The organism is Anaerococcus sp. mt242 (assembly GCF_016798225.1).
Taxonomy (GTDB): domain Bacteria; phylum Bacillota; class Clostridia; order Tissierellales; family Peptoniphilaceae; genus Anaerococcus.
Genome location: NZ_JAEUYX010000009.1, coordinates 49,342 through 60,073 on the forward strand (window position 1 = coordinate 49,342; position 10,732 = coordinate 60,073).

Annotated in this window: 14 protein-coding genes; 10 read left to right on the forward strand and 4 right to left on the reverse strand. The window is 31.4% G+C overall.

Translation table 11 applies throughout. The features are described from left to right. Positions 1 to 82 precede the first annotated feature (82 nt). Positions 83 to 412, forward strand: coding sequence for a hypothetical protein (locus JNO63_RS05390; RefSeq protein ID WP_203127480.1), 330 nt, complete (start codon positions 83 to 85; stop codon positions 410 to 412). Positions 413 to 455: 43 nt separating this feature from the next. Here JNO63_RS05390 and JNO63_RS05395 read toward each other — a convergent pair whose 3' ends face one another. After that, complete coding sequence (locus tag JNO63_RS05395; RefSeq protein WP_203127481.1) at positions 456 to 1,682, reverse strand: peptidoglycan-binding protein; 1,227 nt, start codon at positions 1,680 to 1,682, stop codon at positions 456 to 458. Between the two features lie 163 nt (positions 1,683 to 1,845). On the opposite strand from JNO63_RS05395, the gene JNO63_RS05400 reads away from it, so the two are divergent. From JNO63_RS05400 to JNO63_RS05410, 3 genes are all read left to right on the forward strand, one after another. After that, positions 1,846 to 2,304: a GyrI-like domain-containing protein gene (locus JNO63_RS05400; protein WP_203127482.1), complete on the forward strand. Its 459-nt coding sequence runs from the start codon at positions 1,846 to 1,848 to the stop codon at positions 2,302 to 2,304. A 94-nt stretch (positions 2,305 to 2,398) separates the two neighbouring features. Beyond that, complete coding sequence (locus JNO63_RS05405; protein WP_203127483.1) at positions 2,399 to 2,608, forward strand: hypothetical protein; 210 nt, start codon at positions 2,399 to 2,401, stop codon at positions 2,606 to 2,608. A gap of 36 nt (positions 2,609 to 2,644) precedes the next feature. Then, positions 2,645 to 3,097, forward strand: a complete 453-nt coding sequence (locus JNO63_RS05410) for a YtxH domain-containing protein (protein ID WP_203127484.1) — start codon at positions 2,645 to 2,647, stop codon at positions 3,095 to 3,097. A 36-nt stretch (positions 3,098 to 3,133) separates the two neighbouring features. On the opposite strand, the gene JNO63_RS05415 is transcribed toward JNO63_RS05410, so the two are convergent. Genes JNO63_RS05415 through JNO63_RS05425 form a run of 3 tightly spaced genes read right to left on the reverse strand, consistent with a single transcriptional unit; the run spans position 3,134 to position 6,330 of the window. Next, a complete protein-coding gene (locus tag JNO63_RS05415; protein WP_203127485.1) occupies positions 3,134 to 4,147 on the reverse strand; it encodes a threonine aldolase family protein in 1,014 nt (337 codons plus the stop codon). 1 nt (position 4,148) lies between these two features. Further along, positions 4,149 to 5,957, reverse strand: coding sequence for an acyltransferase family protein (locus JNO63_RS05420; RefSeq protein ID WP_203127486.1), 1,809 nt, complete (start codon positions 5,955 to 5,957; stop codon positions 4,149 to 4,151). Then, positions 5,947 to 6,330: a hypothetical protein gene (locus JNO63_RS05425; protein WP_203127487.1), complete on the reverse strand. Its 384-nt coding sequence runs from the start codon at positions 6,328 to 6,330 to the stop codon at positions 5,947 to 5,949. Before JNO63_RS05425 ends, JNO63_RS05420 begins: the two co-directional genes overlap by 11 nt. A 328-nt stretch (positions 6,331 to 6,658) precedes the next feature. On the opposite strand from JNO63_RS05425, the gene JNO63_RS05430 reads away from it, so the two are divergent. From JNO63_RS05430 to JNO63_RS05455, 6 genes are all read left to right on the forward strand, one after another. Continuing rightward, positions 6,659 to 6,880 carry a FeoA family protein gene (locus JNO63_RS05430; protein ID WP_115594801.1) on the forward strand — a complete coding sequence of 74 codons (222 nt, stop codon included), beginning with the start codon at positions 6,659 to 6,661 and terminating at the stop codon, positions 6,878 to 6,880. Then, positions 6,880 to 7,107, forward strand: coding sequence for a FeoA family protein (locus JNO63_RS05435; RefSeq protein ID WP_203127488.1), 228 nt, complete (start codon positions 6,880 to 6,882; stop codon positions 7,105 to 7,107). The genes JNO63_RS05430 and JNO63_RS05435 overlap by 1 nt, the downstream gene beginning before the upstream one ends. Next, positions 7,104 to 9,260, forward strand: coding sequence for a ferrous iron transport protein B (gene feoB, locus JNO63_RS05440; RefSeq protein ID WP_203127489.1), 2,157 nt, complete (start codon positions 7,104 to 7,106; stop codon positions 9,258 to 9,260). The genes JNO63_RS05435 and feoB overlap by 4 nt, the downstream gene beginning before the upstream one ends. Before the next feature lie 9 nt (positions 9,261 to 9,269). Beyond that, positions 9,270 to 9,422, forward strand: a complete 153-nt coding sequence (locus tag JNO63_RS05445; RefSeq protein ID WP_115594804.1) for a FeoB-associated Cys-rich membrane protein — start codon at positions 9,270 to 9,272, stop codon at positions 9,420 to 9,422. Positions 9,423 to 9,549: 127 nt separating this feature from the next. Continuing rightward, entirely contained in the window at positions 9,550 to 9,981 is a 432-nt protein-coding gene (locus JNO63_RS05450) for a flavodoxin (RefSeq protein ID WP_203127490.1), read from the forward strand. Then, the gene (locus JNO63_RS05455) at positions 9,978 to 10,535 is read left to right on the forward strand and encodes a DUF3793 family protein (protein WP_203127491.1); all 558 of its coding nucleotides are present in this window, start codon (positions 9,978 to 9,980) and stop codon (positions 10,533 to 10,535) included. Before JNO63_RS05450 ends, JNO63_RS05455 begins: the two co-directional genes overlap by 4 nt. Positions 10,536 to 10,732: the final 197 nt, after the last annotated feature.

The window sequence follows — 10,732 nt, forward strand, 5'->3', positions numbered from 1 at the left end:
CCATGGGGATTTGATTTCCTCAGGGGTTTTTTATGTTCCTCAGGGGTTTTTTATGTTATAATGGTAAAAATAGGGGGCAAGTATGGATCAAATTTCGCTTTTAAAAAATTTAATATGGCCTGTACTACTAGATATTGGCTTTATAAGTCTATTAGACTTTATCCTAGATAGAAAAAAATCTAGCCGAAATATTGCAATTATTTTCCTAGCTTTTGGTTTTGGAGTTTTTGCATATTTTATATATTTCTCAATAGGATATTTGTTTTTGCAAGTGTACTTATTTATGTTTTTATTATCCCTATCCCTTGTAATCCTTGCCCTAAAGAAAAGAATAGATGCTTTTACCATTATTGGTATCATCCTTATGGTAGTCATGTTAATATTGCTTTTAAGATATACATTAATTGAATAAATAAAAAATGCTAGTACTATTTTGTACTAGCATTTTATTTTGCTTATTTATTTATTGGATTTTCAAAAGCATCTACGATTAATTGTAAGTAGCCTGCTGTATCTACCAGTGTTGCTCCTGATACTGCTTCAACTTTTTCACCTTCTTTTGCGCCGGCAATAGTTTCTTTGATCTCATCTATAGTTTTTCCAGCTACAAATTTTTCGATTGCTTCAAAGTTTTCTTTAATAGTAACTGTTGAACCTGCTTTTTCTGCCATTAGCTTAGAATAAAGGTCGTCGTTTTCAAGTTTACTAGAAAGTACTGTTTTGCTATTTTTATAGTCATTTGCAAAATCACTTCCTTCGCCTTGAGATGTGACACCCTCTTCGATGTATTGATATTCGTCAATGCTTGCAGCTATTATTTTTTCATCTTCTACTGCTACAACAGCATTTGCAAATGACTTATCTCCATGTGGGGCACCTAGGACATATCTTAGCTCAATATTTTCTGGATTTTCAGCTTGTCCGCCAATTATAAATGAATTATCTTTTGCAGCATCTACTATATATCTTAGAAGATTTGGTGTTGATTTGAATGTTGCGCCAGAGATGGCATCCATGATTTTTTCATCATCATCATTTAACACTTCTTCAAGCTCTGCAATAGTTTTTCCCTTTACAAAGTCAGTAACTGCATTGTAGTTGTCCATAAGTGTGACTTCTCCACCAGCTTGTTTCATAGTTTCTGAATATGGTTCTTTGTTATCAATTTTTGATGCTAAGATTCTGCCTTCTTTAGCACCATCACCAAATTCTTTGTCTGAGTTTGGAACACCCTCATATCCTTCGTCATCACCAAAATATTGGTATTCATCAATAAATGCATCTACAATTTTATCTCCACTTGTTGCTACAACAACTGTTGTAAATGATCTAGATGCTTCATCTGGATAAGCTCTGTGAAGTACTATGTTACCCTCTACAGCTGGGTTTTCAGAAGTTTCTGTGTCTTCATTTTTTTCTTCGTCAGACTTTTTATCTTCAGTTTTTTCTTCTTCTTTATTTTCCTCAGCTGCTTTATCTTCTTTTACTTCGCCTTCTTTGCTTTCTTCGGTTTTTTCCTCTGTTTTATCTGCTTGGTCTGCTTGCTCGATAGTTTCATTAGCCTTTTGTTCAACTGCTGTTTCATTTGCCTTATCAGCTTCTTTATTAGTATCGTTTGCACATCCTGTAAATGCTAATGATGTTACCAGCATAAGTGTTGCAATATTAAATTTCTTGTTCATAAATTATCCTCCGCTAATTGTATAAAAATTATTGTTATTTGTATAACTAATTTAGAATCATTATAATATATATGAAAAATTTTCGCAAATTTTTTGTCAATAATAATAGCAATTTTGGGTATAATCTTTCATAGAAGAACAGTTTTAAGTTGAAGGAGAGAGTATGCAAGTTAAGGTCGATAAAAAACTCGCATTTAAAATAGCAGGCAAGAGTTTTAAAATAGATAGCAGAGAAGATGCGGGAGAAATTAGAGATGACTTTTTAAAAACTTATAGAGATATACTAAAAGAACATGGGGCAGCCTTTGGACTTATGGAATACAACGCCCTAGAGCAAGATTACAATTACTTTATAGGTTTTGAAATATCAGATAAGGAAACAATTGATAAAAATAAATTCTTAGTATATGAAATTCCTGAAGCTTCCTATCTAGAAGTGCCCGTTGAGGGGGAGGGTGGCTTAAAAGAAGGCTATCGCTATACTTATGAGGAATATTTCCCAAATAAAAAGTATTTCCATGGTTTAGGTGCTGATATAGAGTTTTATCAGTATGATGAAACTACTGATAATATAGGCAATGTAAAGCTTTTTATACTACTTAGGGAAAATCCAAACGCATAGGTTATAAAAATTTAAAAACATCATAAAAAATCTATTGCCATTTATTTTAAGGACATACAAGTACAAATTATTATAAATACGAACTGAGGATCACATGAAAAAAATCTTATTAATTGGACTAGTAGGCCTAAGCCTTAGCTCATGCACCATGTTTCCAGACAAATATTCTGACCAAGAAATAATTTATGGGGAAAATCTTATCGAAACTCGTGAAATCCCTACTTTAAAACGTGTCAATTCTTCATTTACCTATATTCCAGAGGAAGATGATGAGGAATGCGAAGAATGTCAAATTATTTATTAAAGTGGGTATATATAATCTAAACAAAAGGAGATAATTATGGGAAAATTAAAAACACTTACAACACTTTTAAAAGTGAATAACAAACTTGGATTATTAGACGTTGGTGACTTAATTGGACTTGCAAGCACAGCTTATAAAGTAAAAACATTCGATCCAACAGATCACCTACCAGATTTCAACCTTGACTTCTGGGAAAGAGAAGAAATTGAAAAAGAAAAAAGAAGAAATGCTATTCTTGCAGCAGCTGTAATTGGTACTGGTGCTTACCTAATAGCAAAAAACAGAGATAAAATTGCAGATGCAGCAAATGATGCTAGAAGCAAAACAAAAGAATTAGCATCAGATGTTTCAAAAAAAGGCGAAGAAATAGCTCATGATGCAAAAGAAAAAGTAGAAGACCTTGCCGATGATGCAGAAGATAAATTAAATAAAGGCAAAAAATCTATTGAAGCAAAAGAAGTAAAAAATAGTTTTTACGACAATTATTAAAACAAAACCCAAGGATTTAATTCCTTGGGTTTATTTTTATATATTAGATAAAAATCCATCCACATCTTCATCACTTGTTCTATAGGTTGTCACAAAACGGGCAATATTTTTACCATCGACATTGCCAACTACATCAAAGACAGAAAATTCTTTAAATTTATTAACTTGATCATCTGAAAGTTTTACAAAAACTTGGTTGGATTCAAAGTCATAGGCAAGTTCATAGCCCTTATCAGATATTCCCTTTGCCAAAGCTTTTGCTTTTTCAAAGGCAATTCTTGCACCACTTACATAGCCATCTTCTTTGGCAAATACAGTTTCATACATGATGCCAACTACAAAAGATTTTGCTAAAAGATAGCCTTTTTGTTTTTGTAGGTTGATAAAGTTTTTCTTAAGTTCATCATTTACTACAACCATGGCTTCACTTAGCAAAAGACCATTTTTTGTCCCACCTAGGTAGAAAATATCACACAAATTGCAAATGTCTGAAATTTCATAATCGCATTTATCACTGGCAAGGGCTGCAGCAAGCCTTGCCCCATCTATAAACAAATACAAATCATTTTCCTTACAAAAATCATAAATTTCTGTAAGTTCTTTTTTAGTGTAGACTTCACCAAGCTCAGTAGTGTTTGAAATATAAACTTTTTTTGGTACAGTTACAAGCTCAGAATTAAATTCTTTCAAATTTTCTTCTAAGAGGTCACGGCTTAGTTTACCTGTTGGGCTTTCAATGGTTTCAATCTTAATACCCGTTGCCTCTATTGATCCTGCTTCATGGTCTTCAATATGACCAGTTTTTACTGCTAGTACAGAGTTTTCTTGTTGCATACCACAGGAAACTCCCAAAACATTGGCAGCAGTTCCGCCTGGTACAAAATGTATGTCTACATCTTCATTTTTAAGGGCTTTTTTTATTAAATTTCTAGCATTTTCACTATGGTCATCAAAACCATAGCCGGAATTATACTCATCTTTTGCCTTTAGTAGGGCATCAAGGACTTCAACTCTTCCTATATCATTGTAATCATTTAAGAAAAAATACATTTTATTCTCCTTTCACTGGACTTAATAGTGATTTTTCAATTGCTTCATTCAGTAATTTTAGGTAAGCTTCATAGGCTTGTGTTTGCCCGTAGAAGTGAACACCGTCTGTACCATTATAAAATTCAGGATGCTTAATGGCATAATCCTCCCAGTCCATGACTGTTACAAAATCATATTTTTTAGCTATATCTTTCATTGCTACACTTACTCGGTGGGGTTGGTCAAATCTATTATCATAGCAGGTTACAAGTATGAGTCTTTTTCCATCTGGAAGAGCTTTTACGATTTCTTCAAGGCTTGGTCCTGGAATTTTTTCTGCATTTGTTCCCAAGGCAATGATTACTATATCAGCAAGGTTACTTGTCTGATTCATTTGCGATATAATACCAGCCCCATCTTCAAGAGGCCTATTGCCTTCAGCATTTATATATAAATTTTCTATATTACTTGTCAGATACTCACGTGGTCCCAACATTACGCTATCACCGATAAGGGTGAGAGATTTTTCTTTTTTAGATGATTTTATATATTCGCTATTATTTTTATTTATTGTTTGGTCAAGGTTATTTTTATCAAGTTTTATTTTTTCTATATCTTGATTTACTGATTCTTTTAAAATTTCTTTTTCTAGGCTCATCATAGATCCAGCATTTTCTGAGATTGCAAAGGATAGGCTAAAGCTTGTTATAATCATAAATATAAATACTGACCTAAAAATCAATCTGTTTTTCTCATAGTCTATCTTATATTTAGCAGTATTTTCTTTTAAAGACAGGATGTTTTTTCCTCTAAAAATCGGCTCGAAAACGTGGTAATTAAATAAGACTAGGCCAATGGTAATGAGTATTGCTAAAATTAGTCCCTTAGCAGTTTTGTCAAAATTGCTTACAATTACCCAAACTGGCCAGTGGAATAAATAAAAACCATAGGAATAATCAGATAGCCTAGATGTAAACTTATCTTCCATTAAGTTTTTATTGGAGTAGGCAACTAAGATTAAAAATCCTGTTATCAAGTCAGTAAGCAAAAATCCTACAAAATATGTGACTTTGCTATCATATGACATAGTAAAAGCCATTAGTAAAATCAGACCAAGTCCTGCTAGTGTCGGCTTATTGTAAGGAATTTTCTTAAAGGAAAATCTTTTTACAAAGGCTGCCAAAAAACTTCCTAGCATAAAGGCACCCATACGAGTTAGATCAAAAAAGTAGACAAAACCAGTATCAACACTTTTTATAATTGTAAGCACTAGCATCAAAACAAAACCAATTATTGCAAGATAGAAAGTAGTCATCAAAAATAAATCAGTAAATCTACGCTTTACGGCTCTTTTTTTAAGTGATTTTTTGTAAATAAAACCCATAATCCATGGCCAGATCAAATAAAAATGGATTTCAAGAGCCAGGGTCCAAGTATGCATGAAAATCCCTCTTATAAATTGACCCTCATATGATCCGCCGCGTAGGATTTCAAAGAAATTATAATTAAAACTTATTGCAGCTAAAAACTGGTCAAAAAACCCTACACTATAATCAGGATTTATGGTTAAAACAAATAAAGTAGTCAAAAAAAGCATCAACAATAGACCTGGAAAAATTCTTACAAAACGCTTTGTGAAAAACTTTCGATAGTCGATTTTTTTATTATTAAACAATTCATCAATTAGATGAAAACTTATCAAAAATCCAGAAAGGACAAAAAGAATATTAACACCTAAAAATCCTGCAGGCATCATAGCTGGAAGATAGTGGTAGATTAAGACTAAAAGTATGGCAAAAACCCTTAAAAAATCTAAACCTTTAATTTTCATTTTCTTCTACCTCAACAAAACCATTACTATTTTTTTTATAAATTTTTCCGTTTTTTAATTTTATTTTTATCTGACTATTACCAGACTCATTATTAAAATTTGCACTATAGGTAAAATCTTCGTTAGAAAAATCACCTGGTCCGTCAAAACGAGATTTTTTAAAATTTCCCTTATAAATTCCATATGGACTTTTTAAGATGCCTTGACCTTCTAATTTATTTTTAGAAATAGTTCCTGTGTAATAGGTATTTTCATCTATTTTATAATCTACTACATCTTTACTTTTGCTATTTGAAATAAAATAAATTAAAGATATGACCATTAAAATGGCAATGCCTATGCCCATATAAGAAGTAAACTTTTTATTATCCATTTTAATCTCCTATATAACTATATATAACAATTATAACAAAATATTATTCAAAAATAGACAGATTTATCATTAATATTTACTTGAAAATTTTACTTCCATAATTAAATTTGATATAAAACATTGAAAAAATAATAATTACTATTAGTTGATTTATCTTAAAAGGTTGAAAATTAGACCTTTAAAGACGAAAAAAATTATAAAATTTGATATTGATTATCATTACTTAATATGTTATACTAATATTACAGTTATTAAACACTTGTTTTGTAGAAATATTAAAATAAACTATAAAAAAGAATGTTTAATATTCATTAGAAAAGGAGTTTATATGCCAATTACTTTTTTTAATCAAGGAGATAAAGTCCGCGTTATAAGCTTAAAAGGGAATGATGAGGTAAGAAAACACTTGTCTAACCTCGGTATTACTAAAGGTAGAGAAATGATTGTCCAAAGATTTGATGGAAATAATTATATATTTTTAGTAGATGGCAATAGGCTTGCATTATCAAAAGATATAGCAAAAAGAATAATGGTAGAGGAGATTGCATAGTGAAAACTTTAAGAAATGCAGAAGTTGGAGAAACTTTAAGGATTGCAAAAATATTAGGTGATGGTCCAACCAAGAGAAGAATTATGGATATGGGTATTACCAAAGGTACAGAAATTTTGGTTAGAAAAGTAGCTCCACTTGGTGATCCTATTCAAATAAATTTAAGGGGTTATGAACTTACAATTAGAAAACATGATGCTGAAAATATAATGGTGGAGGAAGTATGAGCTTTAAAGTAGCTTTAGCGGGCAACCCCAATAGTGGTAAAACAACACTTTTTAATGCTCTGACAGGCTCAAATCAAAGAGTGGGAAACTGGCCTGGGGTAACGGTTGATAAAAAAGAAGGAAATTTAAAAGGACATAATGATATTGTCCTTCAGGACTTGCCTGGAATATATTCACTTTCTCCTTATACTTTAGAGGAGAAAGTTGCTAGAACTTATCTAGTAGACGAGAGACCAGACTTACTGGTGAATTTAGTAGATGGATCAAATTTAATTAGAAATTTATATTTAACAAGTCAATTAATAGAACTAGGTATTCCGACAATTCTAGCTATAAATATGATGGATATTGTAAGAGATAGGGGAGATGAAATAGATAAAGATGCTCTATCTAAGTTATTAGGCTGTCCAGTAGTAGAAATTGTTGCCAGTAGAGAATCTGGAATTGATCTCTTGATTAGTGAAATAGTAGATTCTGAAAATAGGGAATATTTGCCACTTCCTTTAGAATTTTCATATGATTTAGAAAATAAATTAGCAGATATAAGAAACATAGTAGATCCATATGTTGAAGATGATTTAAGAAGATTTTATACTATCAAAGCCTTTGAAAATGATGAGGAAATGATAGAAAAAATTGAGCTAACAACTGAAGATAGTAGAAAAATTTCTGATATTCGTAAAAAGTGTGAAGAATTTTTTGATGATGATGCAGAATCAATTATCACTAGTGAAAGGTATGAAAGGCTTGAAACTTTAAGTGAAAGGGTGTTAAAAAAGGCTGAACCAAAACTTTCAACTACTGATAAGATTGATAATGTAGTAACATCTAGAGCTTGGGGAATTCCAATTTTTGCTCTTGTTATGTTTATAGTTTATTCATTATCTGTTTTTAAATACTCTCCAGGTACCTTACTAACAGATGCTGTAAATGGTTTTTTTGAGGATAATCTCATACCAGCAACTGCAGCGTTTTTTGAATCTATAGATATAAATGAAGTGTTGATAGGTCTTGTTTGCGATGGTATGCTAACGGGTTTTGGAGCTGTAATAGGTTTTTTACCACAAATGATGGTATTATTTGCACTATTATCAATCCTTGAAGATATAGGATATATGTCTAGAGTTGCTTTTATTATGGATAGACTATTTAGAAGATTTGGTTTATCTGGAAAATCTTTTATTCCTGCTATGATTTCAACTGGATGTGCAGTTCCAGGTATCCAAGCAAGTAGAACCATAGAAAATGATAGAGATCGTAGAATAACTATAATGACAACGTCATTTATGCCTTGTTCTGCAAAACTACCCGTAATAGCCTTAATTGCAGGTGCATTTTTTCCAAATCATAGGGCATTGATTACCGTAAGTTTTTACTTTATAGGTATAGCAGCAATAATAATCTCAGGTGTTATTTTAAAGAAATTTAAAAAATTTGCATCTGATCCAGCACCGTTTATTATGGAGCTGCCTCCATATCATGCACCTAGATTAAAATCTGTACTTCAAGATGTATGGAATAAGTCTAAATCATATGTAAGAAGAGCTGGAACAATCATTTTACTTTCAGCTATTTTGATATGGGTATTGACAAACTTCGATTATAAATTTAACTTGGTAGAAGAGGATGCATCTAATTCTATACTTGGAGTTATAGGGTCATACTTAGCGGTTATATTTAAGCCACTTGGATTTGGAACATGGCAAGCTTTTGTTGCAACTGTTTCAGGCTTTATTGCAAAAGAAAATGTTGTTTCAACTACGGGAGTTGTTTTAGGAATTGGTAGTGATGTTACAGAAGAAAGTGCAGAACTTTTAAGAGCATTTGGTAGTGCAATAGGAACACCTGTTGGTGGATATTCATTTTTACTATTTAATATGCTTTGTATGCCTTGTTTTGCAGCTGTTGGAGCTATTAAAACCGAAATGGGAGATAGTAAATGGACTCTACTAACAGTAGCTTATCAAATGGGTTTTGCATGGGTAATTAGTTTTATCTTCTATCAATTTGCTAATTTAATAGCTTATGGAAGAAGAGGTACAAGCACAGTACTAGCCGGTATTTGTCTAATTGGTTTATTATATCTAATATTTAGACCTTCTAGACAAATAAAAGAAACTAAACATTATAATACAAATTTTGCAAAAAGTTAGGGGGTGATTATGAACACACAATCATGGATACTTTTAATAATAATATTAGCCATTTGTTCTTTTATAGTATATAAGAGATTTATTCAAAATGATGAACCTGGTGGTTGCAAAGACTGCCCAGGCCACAATCCTAAAAAAGGATTTAATAAAAATAAAATATAAGAGTTTCTAGAAAATATATGAAAGCTCGTATAAATTATTGCGGGCTTTCAAAAAATTTTAATTAATTAATGATATTGATTATCACTATTATATAGTTTGATAATAAAAAAAGTAAAGGAGAAATAATATGTCAAAAGTAGCAGTAATTTATTGGTCAGGAACAGGTAATACAGAGCAAATGACAAATGCCATAGCGGATAGACTAAAGGAGAAACAAATTGATCTAGATATCTATCAAGCAAGTGATTTTGATCAATCAAAGCTAGCTGATTATGATGGATTTGCTTTTGGTTGCCCAGCTATGGGAGATGAATCTCTTGAAGAAAGTGAATTTGAACCAATGTTTGAATCAGTAGAAGGAAAACTTGAAAATAAAGCAGTTATAATATTTGGTTCTTATGAGTGGAATGAAGGTCAATGGATGCTAGATTGGCAAGAAAGATGCAAAGATAATGGCATAAATTTAGCTGCTGATGGTCTTGCAGTCTATGATAGTCCAAGTGAAGAGGATATAAAATCTTGTCAAGATTTAGCCGATAAGCTGATAGAAATGTTATGAGTTTAGGATATGAATTATTATCCCTTTATTGTAGCCAAGTTTTAGCAAATATCAAACCATCAAATTTATTTACTGTATCTAATATAGATTATGATGTGGATAAGCTTATAGAAACTTGGAATGATGATTTTAATAAGTACGGAATCTATTTTCATATTATCGCAAAAAGAGAGAGGACATCTTCAATTTTATGCTTTAGAAAAGACTTATTGCAAAAGTCTCTTAGCTATGAGAAAACAAAGTGTTTTTTAAAAACCTGTGGTTATGATACAAGTAATATCGATTCTTGTACTAGCTGCTTAAAAAAGAGACTTTTAGAAAATGAATTTCCTCATGAAATAGGTTTTTTTCTCGGTTATCCCTATGAAGATGTAAGGGGATTTATTGAAAATAAAGGCAGAAATTACCTTTATAGTGGTTATTGGAAAGTATATAAAGATAAAGAGGATAAGTGTAAATTATTTAACTTATATGAGAAGATTCGACGAATCTACATACAGACTAATGGAAATAAGTATAAGCTTATGAAATTAGTGGAAATAGATACTTCATAAAGTAATCTATTTTTACAATTATTTAAAAAGTCTACCAAGTTCATGCAAGATCTCCTAAAAAATATAGGCTTGGTAGACAAATGCGTAAACATACCGATGTAATTTTATAATTACTCAAAAAAAGCAACCATAGCTGGCAAATACTGAGCTGAACCCCAAAATCCGGAATATGGATTGAGGGGTTTTTTTCATGCCAA

Coding starts and splice junctions, on each gene's coding strand:
- JNO63_RS05390 (WP_203127480.1), top strand. CDS start 83: ATGGATCAAATTTCGCTTTTAAAAAATTTAATATGGCCTGTACTACTA.
- JNO63_RS05395 (WP_203127481.1), bottom strand. CDS start 1,682: ATGAACAAGAAATTTAATATTGCAACACTTATGCTGGTAACATCATTA.
- JNO63_RS05400 (WP_203127482.1), top strand. CDS start 1,846: ATGCAAGTTAAGGTCGATAAAAAACTCGCATTTAAAATAGCAGGCAAG.
- JNO63_RS05405 (WP_203127483.1), top strand. CDS start 2,399: ATGAAAAAAATCTTATTAATTGGACTAGTAGGCCTAAGCCTTAGCTCA.
- JNO63_RS05410 (WP_203127484.1), top strand. CDS start 2,645: ATGGGAAAATTAAAAACACTTACAACACTTTTAAAAGTGAATAACAAA.
- JNO63_RS05415 (WP_203127485.1), bottom strand. CDS start 4,147: ATGTATTTTTTCTTAAATGATTACAATGATATAGGAAGAGTTGAAGTC.
- JNO63_RS05420 (WP_203127486.1), bottom strand. CDS start 5,957: ATGAAAATTAAAGGTTTAGATTTTTTAAGGGTTTTTGCCATACTTTTA.
- JNO63_RS05425 (WP_203127487.1), bottom strand. CDS start 6,330: ATGGATAATAAAAAGTTTACTTCTTATATGGGCATAGGCATTGCCATT.
- JNO63_RS05430 (WP_115594801.1), top strand. CDS start 6,659: ATGCCAATTACTTTTTTTAATCAAGGAGATAAAGTCCGCGTTATAAGC.
- feoB (WP_203127489.1), top strand. CDS start 7,104: ATGAGCTTTAAAGTAGCTTTAGCGGGCAACCCCAATAGTGGTAAAACA.
- JNO63_RS05445 (WP_115594804.1), top strand. CDS start 9,270: ATGAACACACAATCATGGATACTTTTAATAATAATATTAGCCATTTGT.
- JNO63_RS05450 (WP_203127490.1), top strand. CDS start 9,550: ATGTCAAAAGTAGCAGTAATTTATTGGTCAGGAACAGGTAATACAGAG.
- JNO63_RS05455 (WP_203127491.1), top strand. CDS start 9,978: ATGAGTTTAGGATATGAATTATTATCCCTTTATTGTAGCCAAGTTTTA.